Annotated in this window: 11 protein-coding genes and 1 pseudogene; 6 read left to right on the top strand and 6 right to left on the bottom strand. The window is 69.1% G+C overall.

Annotation, left to right across the window (positions count from 1 at the left end; translation table 11 throughout):
* Nucleotides 1-204 precede the first annotated feature (204 nt).
* The 3 genes from QEG98_RS21690 to QEG98_RS21680 form a co-directional block, all read right to left on the bottom strand.
* A complete protein-coding gene (locus QEG98_RS21690) occupies nucleotides 205-1,602 on the bottom strand; it encodes a DUF1552 domain-containing protein (protein WP_316562660.1) in 1,398 nt (465 codons plus the stop codon).
* A 5-nt stretch (nucleotides 1,603-1,607) separates the two neighbouring features.
* Nucleotides 1,608-3,944 (bottom strand): DUF1588 domain-containing protein, encoded by a 2,337-nt coding sequence (locus QEG98_RS21685; protein ID WP_316562659.1) that lies wholly within the window; start codon nucleotides 3,942-3,944, stop codon nucleotides 1,608-1,610.
* A 279-nt stretch (nucleotides 3,945-4,223) separates the two neighbouring features.
* Nucleotides 4,224-5,888 (bottom strand): Ig-like domain-containing protein, encoded by a 1,665-nt coding sequence (locus QEG98_RS21680; RefSeq protein ID WP_316562658.1) that lies wholly within the window; start codon nucleotides 5,886-5,888, stop codon nucleotides 4,224-4,226.
* Between the two features lie 235 nt (nucleotides 5,889-6,123).
* Between QEG98_RS21680 and QEG98_RS21675 the strand changes: the two genes are divergently transcribed.
* Together QEG98_RS21675 and QEG98_RS21670 are read left to right on the top strand one after the other, a co-directional pair.
* The gene (locus QEG98_RS21675) at nucleotides 6,124-6,504 is read left to right on the top strand and encodes a hypothetical protein (protein ID WP_316562657.1); all 381 of its coding nucleotides are present in this window, start codon (nucleotides 6,124-6,126) and stop codon (nucleotides 6,502-6,504) included.
* 117 nt (nucleotides 6,505-6,621) lie between these two features.
* Nucleotides 6,622-7,275, top strand: a complete 654-nt coding sequence (locus tag QEG98_RS21670; protein WP_316562656.1) for a hypothetical protein — start codon at nucleotides 6,622-6,624, stop codon at nucleotides 7,273-7,275.
* A 74-nt stretch (nucleotides 7,276-7,349) separates the two neighbouring features.
* Here the strand turns inward: QEG98_RS21670 and QEG98_RS21665 are convergent, their stop codons facing one another.
* From QEG98_RS21665 to QEG98_RS21655, 3 genes and pseudogenes are all read right to left on the bottom strand, one after another.
* On the bottom strand, nucleotides 7,350-8,327 hold the full coding sequence (locus QEG98_RS21665) for a hypothetical protein (protein ID WP_316562655.1): 978 nt from the start codon (nucleotides 8,325-8,327) through the stop codon (nucleotides 7,350-7,352).
* Nucleotides 8,328-8,462: 135 nt separating this feature from the next.
* Entirely contained in the window at nucleotides 8,463-9,299 is an 837-nt protein-coding gene (locus QEG98_RS21660; RefSeq protein ID WP_316562654.1) for an ABC transporter permease subunit, read from the bottom strand.
* Nucleotides 9,296-10,181: pseudogene (locus QEG98_RS21655) on the bottom strand (ABC transporter ATP-binding protein). The gene QEG98_RS21660 and the pseudogene QEG98_RS21655 overlap by 4 nt, the downstream one beginning before the upstream one ends.
* A 533-nt stretch (nucleotides 10,182-10,714) precedes the next feature.
* Here QEG98_RS21655 and hemB point away from each other — a divergent pair.
* The 4 genes from hemB (at nucleotide 10,715) to QEG98_RS21635 (ending at nucleotide 15,122) form a co-directional block, all read left to right on the top strand.
* Entirely contained in the window at nucleotides 10,715-11,722 is a 1,008-nt protein-coding gene (gene hemB / locus QEG98_RS21650; protein ID WP_090490551.1) for a porphobilinogen synthase, read from the top strand.
* A 192-nt stretch (nucleotides 11,723-11,914) separates the two neighbouring features.
* Nucleotides 11,915-12,304 (top strand): hypothetical protein, encoded by a 390-nt coding sequence (locus tag QEG98_RS21645; RefSeq protein WP_228558335.1) that lies wholly within the window; start codon nucleotides 11,915-11,917, stop codon nucleotides 12,302-12,304.
* Nucleotides 12,301-12,948 carry an RDD family protein gene (locus QEG98_RS21640; RefSeq protein WP_316562653.1) on the top strand — a complete coding sequence of 216 codons (648 nt, stop codon included), beginning with the start codon at nucleotides 12,301-12,303 and terminating at the stop codon, nucleotides 12,946-12,948. Before QEG98_RS21645 ends, QEG98_RS21640 begins: the two co-directional genes overlap by 4 nt.
* Nucleotides 12,933-15,122: an ATP-grasp domain-containing protein gene (locus QEG98_RS21635; protein ID WP_316562652.1), complete on the top strand. Its 2,190-nt coding sequence runs from the start codon at nucleotides 12,933-12,935 to the stop codon at nucleotides 15,120-15,122. The genes QEG98_RS21640 and QEG98_RS21635 overlap by 16 nt, the downstream gene beginning before the upstream one ends.
* Nucleotides 15,123-15,225: the final 103 nt, after the last annotated feature.

Here is a 15,225-nt window from a genome sequence, read left to right as displayed (position 1 = left end):
GCGCGCCCCTGCCACAAAGGCTCACCTCGGTGGGCCGCCAAGGGCGCGCGTCGTTCGACTTCGGCGTGTTCGCCTGCGTGAGGTCTCGAGCCCCCCTCAATGCCGAGGCCAGCGCACGAAGGGGAACACCGCCGGCCCAGGAGTGGCACCAGCGAGACATGCCTGCCCAAATGATGTGGAACCCGCCCAGCCCGCGCTTACGGCTCAGCCATACAGCTCGCTCAGCGGTCCCGGCGCGATGCGCGTGCTGCCCTCCTGCCCGAAGGTGTTGAAGTCCGCGTCTCCGAACGCGTGGCCGAGCGTGTTGAAGAGGTTCGAGACCTGCCGGTTCCGGGCCGCGTCGTACTTTGGGTACACGACCGTGCGTCCGTCGGTCTTCAGGCCCAGCGCGTTGCCGCCCACCACGAGCTTCGGCCACTCACGCGAGGTCGAGTGGTGCTGCTCGCCGTTGTCGGACATGAAGACGATCGCGGTGTGATCCAACATCGAGCCGCTCGCGCCGACCTCGGGCGTGGCGGCCAGCGTCCTCGCCAGGTTCGCCACCAGTTGCACGTGACGGCGGGTGATCTCGGCGACGCGATCCCAGTTCTGCCCTGCATCCAGGCCGTGCTGCAGGCTGTGTCGCGGGATGTCGGTCACGTCCGGGCCGTAGGCCACGTCGAAGCCCGAGGTACCCGTCGCCAGCACCACCGTGTTCGTCAGCCCGCCCAGGAGGGACGCCGTGGCGATCTGGAACTGCGCCTCGAACCACTTCAGCGAGTCGGGCGGTGAGCCCGCGCCGGTGATGAGCGGGTTGTCCTTCGGCGCCAGTGGCAGGTAGGGCCGCACGCGGTCCGCCATGCCTTCGAGCTGATCCTCCCGCGAGCGCAGCGACTCGAGGGAGGAGACGTAGCGCTCCAGTTTCAGCCGCTCGTTGGAGTTGCCGCTGAACTCCGCCAGTGCCTTCCGCGAGTCGGCCAGCGCGAAGTCGAAGAGCATCTTGCGATCGCGCCCGTTCGTCGAGCCGCCGAGCAGCGAGCCGAAGGTGCTGTCGAACGCGAGGGACGGGTTGACGATGATGCCCGCGGGCTTGCGGGGTCCGAGCGCGCAGGTCTCGTACACGATCGACACGCGCGCGGAGCTGGTGCCCAGGCGCAGCACGTCGAACGGTGCACCCCGGCGCAGGCGAGGTGCGATCACCGCGTCGAAGGTCGCGCCCGCGCCGTTCACCGCGCAACTCAGCCCGCCCGTCCCGCTGGAGTGCCCGCCGCCCGCGATGAGGTTCGAGAGCCCCAGCAGCACGGCGGAGCGGTTCACCAGGTCGATGTTGCCGGAAGACGCCGCCAGCGGCCCGAGACTGATCGCGCTGGCGAGATTGTCGCCCTCGCGCACCATCGGCGTGTCCTTGTACGCGTCCCAGAAGATGCGGTCGGAGGTGTTGGCGCGCCCCCCCAGCGCCGCGCGGGTGCCCGTGCTCAGGAGCGCGCGGGGGTAGACGCCATTGCACTCGAGGACCAGCACCAGGCGCGCCGGCAACGCTGACGACTGGGCGTAGACGTCGTGGAAGTAGGGCGCGAAGAGGCCGGCGGCCATGCCCTTCAGGACGGTTCGTCGCGAGAACATGGCAGTCACTCTCCAGCCTGCGGCACACGCCGCGTCTTCCAGGTGTCGCTGGTCATCAGCGTGGTCAGCATCTTGGAGAACGAGCCGTTGTTCTGATCATAGGCCTGCTCCATCTGCGTCAGCGTACAGGCGTCGCTCGGGTTCTCCGGGCGGCCCATGAAGTAGCGGAAGGCCTGTCGCAGGAAGCAGCGTTTCACGTGCCGCGAGGTCGCCAGGCGCTCGCTCAACTCCACCGCGTCGCGCACCGGGCCGTCCAGCGCGGGGTCCGGCATCGACGTGAGCGTCGAGCTTCCGTCCGGCGTGGTCCAGCCTCCGCTGGTCGAGTGATCCCGCGCGCGCAGGAAGCCCGCGTGGTTGTAGATCTCGAAGGGCAGGCCGAGCGGCTCCATCAGGCGGTGACAGCCCTGACACTGCGCTCCGGCGGTCGCCTCCTGCAGGCGGCGGCGCGCGTTCTTGTCGGGAGCGTGAGCGCCGACCTGGGCCGCCACCTGCACGCTGCTGAGCGGCGGGACGAAGCCGCACAGGAGGTTCTCGCGCACCCACTTGCCGCGGTGGACGATGGACGGATCGTCCTCGAAGTTGCCGCCGTGCGCGGCCAGCCACACCGGGTGGGTCAGCACGCCCGCGCGCTCGGTGGCAGGCAGCGTCTTCCAGCGGCCCGCGACGGTCGCCGGGAGGATCTCGCTGACGTTGTAGGGGTGGGAGAGTCCCTTGTGCGAGTCGTACGCCGCGTGCTGCATGGAGGGCACGTAGAAGGTGCGCGTGGTGAGCAGGTTCGCCAGCACGTCTTTATCCTCGACGACCACCCGCGCGATCAGATCGTCGAACTGCTGGATGAAGGTCGGCTCCAGCGGATGGAAGTTGGTGAGCAGGTTCTCGTACGAGATCGCGCTGATGTCGCCGAGCCCCTCGAGCTCGAAGCGCGAGGTCGCCGCCGGGGACTCCTTGAACACCGCGGCCACGTGCCCGTAGCCGAGCCACTCGCGGAAGAAGCCCGCGACGCCGTCACCCAGCCAGTACTGCCCGCGCTTGGAGCGCTGCTCCTCGTTGTAGTCCTGCACCAGATCGAAGCGCGGTGTCCCGTTCTGGTGGGCGTCGACGCCGCCCAGGTACTTCTCGATCAGGGCGGTGGTCGTCGCATCCTGCTTGAGCCAGCCATCCTTCGCGGCGGTCGCCACGTCCGCCAGATGCCCCTCGAGGGGCGCGGAGTAGTACGGCCACACGAAGCTCGGCGTCGCCGAGGGTGCGCGTCCCGCCAGCGCGTAGGCCAGCTGTGAGCCCAGCTCGAGGCTGGTCAGCTCCACGCGACCGTCGGCCGGCTCGCCGCCCATCTCGCGGCGGAACATGGCGCCGGTCATCATCCACGCGGCGTTGGAGATCCGCGTGATGGAGTCCGCGCGGTTTCGCGGGGAGTAGCTCGGCTCCTGCGCAATGACCTCGGTCGCGAAGGTGGTGAGGCGGGTGAGCTCATCCTCGGTGGGCGGGCGGAAGAAGACGCCGAACTCGAGCATCTGGCCGAGGTGGAAGCGCTTGCAGGAGTCGCTCGGGTTCGCGTCGTCGAACATGCACCTGAAGCGGCTGTTGGTGTAAACACGCTCCATCCGGTTGCCGTCCGGGTAGTTCATCGTCCACGGCGAGGCGGCCGCGCCGACCACCGGCAGGAAGAGCTCCACCGTGGCCTCGTCCAGCGTCTCGTCCGTGGCCCAGGAGCTGTACTGCTCGATGGCGCTGGGATCGAGCGGGTTGTCGTAGAAGCTGAACCCGGTCCAGCTGCGCTCGACCGAGCCACCGACGTTGCGGGTGAACTCGCGCCGGTTCATGCGGCGGATGCGCGTCGGCGCATCCGAGCGCACGCCTTCGGTGCAGCTGAAGAGCGCAGACTGATCGAGCAGGTTGGGCTCGGGCACCACGGTCACGGGCGGGCCGCCCGTGCCACCGCAGAGGGGCATTCCCTCCCCGATCCAGGTCTCGAGCGCGGCGAGGTCGGCTGCGCTCGCGCGCTCATGCGGGGCCGGCGGCATCGGAGACGCGTCGTCGCGCATGCGGATGAGCGCGCGCTGGGCGTTGTTGAGCCTCCCATCCATTGCCGAGCTCACCCGCATGTCGTGCAGGGTGCGCAGCGGCATCGTCGCCCCCTGGGTCGGCATCGCGCCGTGGCAGCTGGCGCAGCGCTCCGTGAGCACCGACTGCACCACGCACGCGGCGCCCCGGTTCTCCCCGGGCTCCCCGGGCCCCCCGGGTTCCCCTGGGTTGTTAGGGCCTCCGGGGTCGGTGTTGGGCTCGACAGAGCCCTTACACGCAACGAGGCTCAACAGTCCGGCCAGCAGAAGGACGCGGTTCATCCGGTCAGATTGGCACGGACGGCAGGGGGGATAGCAAGCAGTCCCTGCAAAACGGGCTTGGACCTGCCTGGGCACCCTGTGGTGCCGCCGGTGGTGGCTCGCAGGTGAAGGTGCCCGGGTTCAGTGGACAGGTGGATCAAGCTGCCAGGCGCGTCACGCCCAACGAGAGGAAGCTCGGCGCCCCCCTCCTCACCCATGCCCAGGCGCGCAAGGCCAGCATCACCACCGCTAGCAAGGTGAGACCAGGGGGCTACCGGGGCGTCAGTGCCCGCCTGTGGCTCACGGAACGGTGACCGTCACAGCGTTGCTGCGTTGGCTGTTGCCCGCGCGGTCATACGCGATGGCGACAATGACGTGCGTGCCGGACTTGCCCGTCGTGTCCCACGTCCGGGTGAAGGGCGCGGTGGTCGAATAGGGTGTCTGGATGACACCGTCGATCTCGAAGGCGACGTAGTAGAGCGATTGGCTGTCACTCGCATTGGCAGACAACGTGACGACGCCACTGACGACGTCTCCGTTGGCCGGTGCGGTCAGGACGGACGTGGGCGGCGCGTTGTCGACGATCAGCGAACGGGTGTGCATCGCGACATTGCCTGCCCTGTCAGTCGCGCGCAGGGTCAGGCTGTAGGGGCGATTGGCCAGCACCCGCGTGTCCCACGCGAAGGTGTACCCAAAGCTGGTGGGGCTCGTTAGCGAGCCCTTGAGGTACCCCTCCTGGAAGAACTCGGCCAGGACCACGCCTGAGAGGGACTGGTCCGTCACGGTCCAGCCCACGGTGATGTTGCCGCGCACATAGTTCAGGGTCTGCGGGTTGTACTGGGGCGTGCCCGAAAGAATGATGGGAGCGAAGTTGTCCACCATGACGCTCACCGGGTCGGAGATGCCCATGTTGCCGTCCGCGTCGAAGGCCTGGGCTGTCAGCGCCCGGGTGCCGGAGGGGGACGTCGTCGTGTCCCAGTCCACGATGAAAGGGGGCTGGGTGTCGGAGGCGATGAGGGTGGACCCTGAGAAGAAGTCCACGCGCGTGACGCCGACGTCATCGTAGGCGCTCGCCGTCAGGGTGATGGTGCCGCGCACGGCACTGCCCGGGCTCGGCGAGAGGAGCGTCACGGTAGGGGCTGCGCTATCGGTGCACAGCAAGTTTCCGAAGTCCTTCGCGAGGCGCCGCGCGTCGGTGGATTTCGAGCGCGCTGAGTCGAGGACCGATTCCGTCGTGCGCACCTGGAGCCGGCCTGGGGCGGCGGTGAATCGGTCGGTGACGGCCTGGAGGGTGGTGTTGAATCCCTCCGTACCCGGCGTCTGCGTGGCGAGTGCATGCCATTGCCGGGCCCAGTGGAGCGCGTCCGAGGGCTTGGAGGCCGGCAGGTCGTACACGAGGGTGGCGGTGAGGGGCAGCGGCTTGCCGTCCGCATCGATTGCGTCGAAGACCAGGTGGCCCTCGCCAGCGCTGTGCCGGTCCGAATTGTGGGTGTCCACGTGGTTGACGATGGCCTTCAGCCGCAGCGGCGCCTTCGTCATGTCCAGGGTGCCATCCGCGAGTCTTGGCCACGCTTCGAGGAGCTGGGGCACGAGCGCGCGGGCGACCGCGTCCTGTTCCGCACACCGCTGGAGCACGTCGCGGACGAACTCGGAGGGAGCGACGTCGCCGCTCATCTCCGCCAGTCGTCGGCCGAAGCTCCACGCGCCGTCCGCGGCCCCGCGCACCTTGGGCATCGCTCCGGACCAGGCCGTCCGCACCGGGTCATTCAGCACGGTCGCATCCTGGATGAGCAGCTCCCGCTCCGGTTTGATGGAGGAGAGGCAATCCAGAGGCGCGCTTGTCTGGAGGAGCTCGGCCTGGGAGCTCTCCGACGCGTCCGGGACATCACCACAACCGATGGATGCCAGGGCCGCCGTGCCAATCAGTGCGGAAAGGCCACGGGCCCCTTTCGAAACGATGCGCATGTGGATTCTCCCTTGAGGAGGCTGTGCTCGCATGGAATTGAGAGCGGCAGCGCGCAACGATATATCAAACAATCGGCTGGGGCGCGCCAGGGGAGGGGAGTGGATGTCGCGATCGGGCCCTGGTGAGGGTCCGTCCTATTGGTGCCTGTCATTGTAGGGTGTATTTCTTCAGGGGAAGCCGGCCGCGAGGACTGTCTCTGGCGTGACACGCCGCGGGGCGTGATAGAGAACGGGCATGGATGCGACGGTCGCGCTGTGCCCCCTTCATCCCGAGCAGCCCGCGGAGGGGACGTGCAGTCGCTGCGGCACCTTCTTGTGTGAAGGCTGCCGCAGGTGGCAGGTGGGGCGCATGCTCTGCCTTCACTGCCACACCGTCGCTCTGGGAGAGAAGCCCTCCAAACGCGCCACGCTGGCGCTCATCTTCGCCACGGTGGGGTTCATCGGGTTCGTTCCGGGGCTCGTGGGACTCGTGCTGGGCTACCAGGAGCTGGCGGCCATCCGGCGCGGCACCGCCCCCGGCGCAGGGGAAGGCTGGGCCGTCCTCGCGCGCAACGTCGGCTGGTTCCACATGGCCATGCTGGTCATCATCGGCTTCGGGGTGGCCTTGAGGAACTGAGCGGGCAGCCTGGCTTCGTCACGGCGCTGCCCAATGTCGCTCGTGGCTTTGCAATGGTGTCCACCGGACAGCTAGTTTCGCGCCCCTGACCCGGTCCGGGTCGAATGAGGGGTTCACGTGGGGTCGAAGAAGCTGGCGCTGGAGGCGGGGGGGCCGCCTCGCTTGGAGTTGTCATGGGGATGGGGATGGAAGCGGTTCACCGTCACCCTGGATGGAAAGGTCGTGGGAACGCTGGACGGCGGGGCGTCCGAGCTCAGGCGAGGGGGGTTCTTCAAACTCCCCGACGGAAGCACGCTGAACGTCCTGCTCCAGAGTGGCTTTTTCCGCACGGGCCTGGCGGTGGTGCGCGACGGGGAGGCTGTTCCCGGGTCGGACACGGACCCGGCGCAGCAGGTCAAGCGCGCGGCGAACCTGCTCTATTTCCTGGCGGGCCTGAACACCTTGATCGGTGTCGTCGCCATGGTGGGCCAGAGTGACATCCTGGAGGCGGCGGGGATGGGGCTGGGCTCCATCCTCTTCAGCTTGCCAATCGCGGTTTTGGGCTTCTTCACTCATCGCGGCACGCGCGTGGCACCCATTCTCGCAGGCATCCTGTTCACCGCCGACGGACTCTTCTCGGTCGTGAACTCGCTTACGGAGGGAGGGCGCTTCCCCATCTTCGCTCTCATCGTCCGAGCCTACATCGTCACCGCGCTCTTCACCGCGGCGAAGGCCGCGGGCGAATTGCGACGTCGCGAACAAGAGAACGCGGACGTGTCGCTCCAGCCCTGATTCCAGGAACGACGACGCCCCTCGGCGCTTCGCCAAGGAGCGTCGGGTGTACCGCGAAAGCGACGACTCCCGGCCTACCGCTCGGCCGCCTCCGCCGCGCTCCGCTCTTCCTTGCAGAACGCCAGTCGCTGCTTGATGACGTCGAGCGGCACCGCCATCTCCAGCTTGAAGGACGTGCCATCCGGCTGGACACGTGCGAAGTCGAGCAACTGTGCCAGGTCCTTCTCGCCTTCGGCCTGTGCCTTGATGCGCGCCATGCTCAGCGCGGCGCCCAGCGTCTTGCCCAGGTCCGTGACTTCGTCGCCATTCGCGCCGCGGACCTCGGCGACCATCGCCACATCGCCGCTCGCGTCCACGTGGAGCTCCACGTTTTGGGCCACCCTTCGGATGCGGTCCGCCAGCTCCGCCTGCTCCTTGGGCAACAGCCGCGCGAGCTGGTCCACGGACAGCACGCCGTACATCTCCCCGTAGGTGCTGCCCTCGGAGATGGCGGGGGGCTCGTCCGGGCCGCGGCCCTCCACCCGGTCCACCACCGCCTTCACCTCGTCCGGCGACTTGCCAATCACCAGCAGCTCGTTGTTCCACGTCGCCACCGCGGCCTCGCTCCGGCCACGCGCCGTGGTCCCATCCGGCCGCGTCACCGTCATGTCGCCCGGCTCGTACACCCGGGCGCCTTCGCCGTAGTCCATGGACACGCGCTCACCCAGCAGCTCCTTGAACTTCGCGTTGCCGAAGTTGCCTGACAGCATCATCCCTTCATCGGTGATGACCAGGCGGTCCAGGTCCTGGAGCGGATCCACGCCACTGAGGTTCCGCAGCTCCTGCAGCCGCTTGCCACCGTCCCGCATCAGGCAGTCCAGCAGCAGCTCACCAATGGGCGAGTGCCGCAGCGCATTCGCCTCGATGACCACCGCTGTCTTTCCCTCGCCGCGGGGCAGGGCGGCCAGCACGGGGTCCCTGGGGCGCGCGCGCTCCGGCGTGCCCGCGTCCACCTGCACGGGCAGGACATGCGTCCGGCGCCGTTCCGCGCGCTCCCGCTCGGGGGCCCGCATCCGCCGGGGAATTCCACCTTCGGCGTCTCCATGGCGGGCTCTTCACCCTGCCCGGTGAGCATCAACACCGCGGCCACCACGAACAGCATCGCCGCCACGACGAGCCACACCCGGCGGCGTCCACGGTTGTCCATGTCAGTAATCCTTTCCCTCGAAGCGCCAGAACCCCACCGCCAAGGCTCCGAATCCAAACACCAGCACACCGAGCAACAGCAAGCCCAGCGAGCGCACCTCCAGCGGCGTGGACGCGGCGATGTCGCCCGCGGCCACGGCCAGCGCGGACAGCCGCGGCAACACCAGCGTCACCGCCCGGAAGGCTTCGCGTCCAAATCCTTCCTCGAAGAAGGGCGTCATCTGCTGCCGGTAGCCCGCGATGATTCCTCCCACCAGGAAGACGAAGCCGGAGGCCGCGCACAGCGCCGCGCTGCGCACCAGCGTCGCCGCCGTCAGCATCACCGCGTACACCGCCGCGAAGCCCACGCACGCCAGCAATCCCGCGATGAGCGGCCCCGCCGTCCAGTACCCCGCCTTCACGCCGAAGATGAGCACCAGCCCCGTCGTCCCATACAGCGTCCCGCCCAGCGCCAGCACCATCACGCCCAGGAACGTCCCCGCCAGCAGGTGCCAGCGCTGGATGGGCAGCGCCAGGAGGTGCTCGATGCGCCCCGGTGACATCAGCGACGGCGCGAAGTCCGAGCACGCGACGATGCCGAACAGGATGCCGCCGTAGAACACCAGGAACGCCGCGGCCTGGTACACGGGCCGCAGGGCCACGTCGACGGAGCGGATGCTCGAGCGAAGCTCCTCGCCGAACAGCCGAGACGCCGCGAGCGCTCCGTCCACCACTTCGATGCGCAAGCTCAGCGCCACCGTGGTCAGCACCAGGGTGATGCCCACCATGAACGCCAGGATGAACTTGCGCGACATCGCCTCACGGAGCACGTAGCCCGCGATTCCCAGGACGGGCTTCACGCCGCGGCCTCCACTGTTCCCATCAGCACCGACTCCAGGTCCGTTCCGTCACGCCGCAGCTCCACCATCAATGCCCCCGCCGCGCGCGCCCGGTCCAATGCCCGGTTGAGCGCCGCCGGGTCCTCCGCCTCGACGACGTAGTGTCCCTCCGCGGCGCCTCGGACGAAGCCTGCTGTCACCAGGGCCTCCGTGTTGGCGCCCGGGGCGAAGCGCACCAGCCACCGCACGCCGCCGCGCGCCAGTCCTCCAGCCGGCCCTCGCGCACCACGCGGCCTCCCGCGAGGATGGCGACGCGGTCACAGACCCGCTCGGTCTCCGCCAGCAGGTGGGAGTTGAGGAACAGCGTCGTGCCTCGCTGCACCTCGTCCTGGAGGATGCGCCGCACCTCCATCCGCCCCATGGGGTCGATTCCGTCCGTGGGCTCGTCCAGCACCAGCAGGGAAGGGGTGCCCACCAGCGCCGCGGCCGGCCCAGCCGCTGACGCATGCCCTTGGAGTACCCGCCAATGCGCCGGCCCACCGCGTCCGACAGGCCCACGCGCTCCAGGAGGCGCAGGTTCACCGCCGGGTCCACGGGGAGGCCCTTCAGCCGCGTCACCGTCGCCAGGAAGGCGGGCGCCGTCCAGGTGCCGGGAAGGTGCAGGCGCTCGGGCAGGTAGCCGATGCGGGTGCGGATGCGCGGATCCTCGGGCGAGCCCCCCAGCACCCGGATGGACCCCTCCGTGGGCTGGACGATGCCGAGGATGCTCTTGATGAAGGTCGTCTTGCCCGCACCGTTGGGGCCGATGAGGCCGAAGGCGCTTCCTACCGGCACCGTCAGGTCCATGCCTCGGAGGGCCTCGTTGCCTCCCTTCCGGAAGGCCCGGTGGTACGTCTTCCTCAATCCCCTCACTTCGATGGCGGGTTCCTGGCTCGTCACGGTCGGGACTGTAGACGACTGGGCGGTCCATCCATTGCGTCAGGTTGCCGGACGGTCGTCCGGACGGGCGGAACGGTCTCCTGGCCGCGCCCTGCGGCGCTCCGTTCGCGCCTGTGGGAAGGCCACTTCGCACGCCTGCGGTGCCTGCCGCGCCGCGGTAGCTCGTTGTTCCGGGGACTTGGCGGCTTGCAGATTCTTTGGAGCTCCACGGTCCGGCCCATGCATCGCCCGGCGGCACACTCAAGCCACGAGGAGCATCGGACATGACGTACGAGGACCGCATCGAACAGCAGCTGCTGGATGCCCGCCGCGAGCTGGAGCAGGCCGACAAGGACCGGCGACCGGGACGGAGGCGGCACGCGTGCGCTACGCCCGCGCCCTGCACGAAGCGGACATCGCCGAGCGCCGCGCCCTGCGGCACGCACGGGAGGCTCGGAACCATCAGAAGAGCTGGAGGCTCGTCGCAGGCTGAGCAGGCGGGCTGGGGGCCCAAAACGATGAAGGCGCGGCGCCGCCGGTTTATACCGGCGACCGCCATGGCCTACCCCATCCACCGACCCCGCCGCCTGCGCCGCAACGCCGTCCTGCGTGACATGGTGCGCGAGACGCGCCTCGACCCGGGCGACTTCATCTACCCCCTCTTCGTCGTGGAAGGCCGGGACGTGCGCCGTCCCATCGTCTCCATGCCGGGGATCTTCAACCTGTCGCTGGAGCACGTCGTCGCCGAGGCCAGGCATGCCCGGAAGCTGGGCGTGCCGGCCGTCCTCCTGTTCGGCATCCCCAACCACAAGGACGCCCGCGGCACCCAGGCCTACGCCGACGACGGCATCGTCCAGCGCGCCATCCAGGAGATCAAGGCGGCGGAGCCGGACCTCCAGGTCATCGTCGACGTCTGCCTGTGCGAGTTCACCGACCACGGCCACTGCGGTGTGCTGGAAGGCGGCCACGTCGTCAATGACGCCACGCTGCCGCTGCTGGCGAAGATGTCCGTGAGCTGCGCCAAGGCGGGCGCGGACATCATCGCTCCGTCGGACATGATGGATGGCCGCGTGGCCGCCATCCGCGCCGCCCTGGACGAGACGGGCTTCGGCGAGCTGCCCATCATGGCGTACTCGGCCAAGTTCGCGTCCGGCTACTACGGGCCGTTCCGCGAGGCCGCCCAGAACACGCCCACCTCCGGTGACCGCCGGGGCTACCAGATGGACCCCGGCAACTTCCGCGAGGCCCTCAAGGAAGTGGCCCTGGACGTGGAGGAGGGCGCGGACATGATCATGGTCAAGCCCGCGCTGGCCTACCTGGACGTCATCCGCGCCGTGCGCGAGCGCTGGGAGCTGCCCGTCGTCTCCTACAACGTCTCCGGCGAGTACTCGATGCTCAAGGCCGCCGGGCAGAACGGGTGGATCGACTACGAGCGGGTGATGCTGGAGACGCTCACGTCCATGAAGCGCGCCGGCTCCGACCTCATCATCACCTACCACGCCCTGGAGGCGGCGAAGCTCCTGTAGGCAACAGCCGGGCGGACCCGCGGCGGGTTGAGTCTTGATCCGCCGCGCGCGTTGCGTCCAAATGTGCGTCGCACGATGCCAACCAAAAAGCGGCCTGGACGAAAGTCCCAGAAGCCCCCGCCCCAACGCCGGCCCACCGCGAAGAAGCGGTCCGGCGCCGGTCGCGCGGCCCGTGTCACCCCCTCAGCACCCTTGCAGTACAAAGTGGTCGAGCTGTCCACGGTGGACGAGGGCTCCCTGGAGCGCACCCTCAACGAGTGGGCGGCCCAGGGCTGGAACCTCGACGGCATCCAGTTCGCGATGCGCGAGTCCTCCAAGCGCCCGGCCATGGCCTTCGTCCTCTTCACGCGCCAGGGCAGCCCCGCCAGGCATGATGAAGACGCGGCGCGCGGGCGGCTGATGCGGATGTCGGAGACGGGCAGCCCCACCGCGGCGCTCGCGGCTGAGTACACGCGCGAGCACGTCGAGTGGGCCGCGCCCATGATTTCTCCTTTGAGCGCCCACGAACGGCTGGCGCGTCTGGCGGGGCTGGATGAGCCCGAGCCGCGCGAGGAAGGACTCACGCTGGAGCCGGAGGAGTGAGCACCCCGCGAAGCCGCGTGTTCATGGCGGCAAGCCGGCAAGGCGGTGGCCGCGCCTTGCGGTTGGTGTCCGGAGACGCGCAACCCGATTCGCCCTATCCCAAGGCCTCGCTCTGGCTGCGCGGCGGCGCGCGGGCGGTGGACGTGTCGGTGGCGTGGGGCCTGTACGTCGTGGGAGGGGCGGCGGGCGCGGTGGTGGCGCTGCTGTTCCTGCTGCTGGCGGACGGGATGCTCCAGGGCCAGAGCGTGGGCAAGCGCATCTTCGGCGTGAAGGTGATGCATCTGCCCACGCGCTCGGCGGCGCGGCACCGCGACAGCACCCTGCGCAACGCGCCGCTGGCGCTCATCGTGCTGTTGGGAATGATGCCCGCGCCGCATGGGACGGTGGCCGCGGCCGCGGGGCTCATCGTCATCGGCAGCGTGGAAGCGTGGTTCGTGCTGAGGGATCCGCTGGGCTGGCGGCTGGGCGACACCTGGGCGCAGACGCAGGTGGTCGACGGGAAGGTCGTCGCGGGCGTAACCGTTGCAGCTCGCACGCCGGTCGCGCATGAGCGCGCCTCCGGCAGGCTCATGTCCGCGGCGAAGGTGCGCCGTGGACGCTCGTCGTTCAGGAAGCGAAGGGGGTACCCATGCGCATCGCGCTGACCCACAACCTCAGGCTGTCTGATTTGGAAGAAGAGGCGGAGTTCGACACGCAGGAGACGGTCAACGCGCTCGCGGCGGCCATCGAGCGCATCGGCCACCGGCTGGAGCGCTTCGAGGTGAGCGGCCCGGCCTCGCGCACCGTGGCGCGGCTGGAGGCCTACAGCCCGGACCTCATCTTCAACACCGCCGAGGGCCGCCGCGGCCGCTTCCGCGAGGCCTTCTATCCGGCCCTCTTCGACGAGCTGGGCTTCCCGTACACGGGCTCGGACGCGTACGCGCTGGCGGTGACGCTCGACAAGCAGCTCACCAAGCTGGTGCTGTCCAAGCAGGGCATCCGCACGCCCGGCTGGCAGTACGTGGAGAAGCTCAGCGAGCTGTCCGCGGAGAACCTGCGCTTCCCCGTCATCGTGAAGCCCAACTTCGAGGGCTCGTCCAAGGGCATCAGCCAGGACTCCATCGCGGAGACGCTGGACGAGGTCCGCGTCAAGGTGGCCGCCGCGCTGGAGAAGTACCCGTCCGGCGTGCTGGTGGAGGAGTACATCTCCGGCCGCGACCTCGCCGTGCCGTTCCTGGAGTCGGTGGACAATGACTACGACGGCGTGCTCTCCCCGGTGGAGTACGTCATCGACCCGGCCGTCACGCAGGGCCGCAAGTACGCCATCTACGACTACGCGCTGAAGACGTCGCGGGAGGGCACGGTCAGCGTGCGCGCCCCGGCGCAGATTCCGCCTCGCACGGCGGAGGACGTCCGGCGGATGGCGCAGAAGGTGTACCGGGCGCTCGACTGCCGTGACCTGGGCCGCATCGACGTGCGCCTCAGTGACGCGGGCGTGCCGTACTTCCTGGAGATCAACGCGCTCCCCAGCCTGGAGCCGGGCGCGGGCATCTACGCGGCGGCGGAGCTGGACGGCCTGCACCTGGATGGGGTCATCAACTCCATCATCACCAGCGCGGCGAAGCGGTACAAAATCAAGGACTCGTCGCGTCGCCAGGGCAAGCCGGCGCGCAAGAGCGGTCCGCTGCGCGTGGGCTTCAGCTTCAACGTGAAGCGCGTGAAGCCCACGGCCACGGCGGAGACGGTGGAGGACAGCGAGGCCGAGTACGACTCGCCGAACACGCTCCAGGCCATCCGCGAGGCGATTGCGTCGTGGGGCCACGAGGTCATCGACCTGGAGGCCACGGCCGAGCTTCCCTCGGTGCTGTCGAGCACGCCGCTGGACGTGGTGTTCAACATCGCGGAGGGCTTCAAGGGCCGCAACCGGGAGAGCCAGGTCCCGGCGCTGCTGGAGCTGCTGGACATCCCGTACACGGGCTCGGACCCGGCCACGCTGTCCATCGCCCTGGACAAGGGCCTGGCGAAGAAGATTGTCCGGCAGGCAGGCATCCTCACGCCCAACTTCCAGCTCATGGCGACGGGCAAGGAGCGCCTCAACAAGGAGTTCACCAGCTTCCCGCTCATCGTGAAGCCGGTGGCGGAGGGCAGCTCCAAGGGCGTCGTCACCAAGAGCGTCTGCCACAGCGAGGCGGAGCTGCGCGAGGTGGTGCGCGAGATTGCCGGCAAGTACCAGCAGCCCGCGCTCATCGAGGAGTACATCCGCGGCCGGGAGTTCACCGTGGGCCTGCTGGGCGAGCGGCGTCCCCGCGTCCTGCCGCCCATGGAGATCGTCTTCCTGGACCGGGAGGAGAAGAACCCCGTCTACAGCTTCCAGCACAAGCTGGATTGGACGGACCGCATCCGCTACGACGCGCCGGCGAAGCTGGAGCCCGCGCTGCTGGAGCGGCTGCGCACGGCGGCGCGCAACTCGTTCATGGCGCTGGGATGCCGCGACGTCGCGCGCATCGACTTCCGCATGGATGACAAGGGGCGCATCTACTTCATCGAGTGCAACCCGCTGCCGGGCCTGACGCCGGGCTGGAGCGACCTGGTGCTCATCGCCCAGGGCGCCGGCATGGACTACCGGGGGCTCATTGGCGAAATCATGGCCCCCGCCATCCGCCGCTACAAGGAGCGCGAGGCGCGCCGCGCCGCCAGCGAGCACCCTGCTTCGGTGTTGCGCAAGAGCGTGCCCCTGGAGGAGGGGACTCCCGCCGCCGCGCACCCCGTGGCCGCGACGGCCCCCGCACCGGCGAACCCAGCGCCGGAGCCGTCGCCGCGCGTGGACGCGAAGGCCTGAGTCCCACGCGACGTCCCGACCGCCCCGTCCCGTGCCTCCTCTTCGAGGGGGCGGGCGGGGCCGGCTGGAGTGGTTGACTGTGGGGAGTCGTCGGTTAGTGTCC

Source organism: Myxococcus sp. MxC21-1 (genome assembly GCF_032612255.1).
GTDB lineage: Bacteria > Myxococcota > Myxococcia > Myxococcales > Myxococcaceae > Myxococcus > Myxococcus virescens.
This window is presented reverse-complemented; position numbering and strand designations above follow the sequence as displayed.

Coding starts and splice junctions, on each gene's coding strand:
- QEG98_RS21690 (WP_316562660.1), bottom strand. CDS start 1,602: ATGTTCTCGCGACGAACCGTCCTGAAGGGCATGGCCGCCGGCCTCTTC.
- QEG98_RS21685 (WP_316562659.1), bottom strand. CDS start 3,944: ATGAACCGCGTCCTTCTGCTGGCCGGACTGTTGAGCCTCGTTGCGTGT.
- QEG98_RS21680 (WP_316562658.1), bottom strand. CDS start 5,888: ATGCGCATCGTTTCGAAAGGGGCCCGTGGCCTTTCCGCACTGATTGGC.
- QEG98_RS21675 (WP_316562657.1), top strand. CDS start 6,124: ATGGATGCGACGGTCGCGCTGTGCCCCCTTCATCCCGAGCAGCCCGCG.
- QEG98_RS21665 (WP_316562655.1), bottom strand. CDS start 8,327: ATGCGGGCCCCCGAGCGGGAGCGCGCGGAACGGCGCCGGACGCATGTC.
- hemB (WP_090490551.1), top strand. CDS start 10,715: ATGAAGGCGCGGCGCCGCCGGTTTATACCGGCGACCGCCATGGCCTAC.
- QEG98_RS21635 (WP_316562652.1), top strand. CDS start 12,933: ATGCGCATCGCGCTGACCCACAACCTCAGGCTGTCTGATTTGGAAGAA.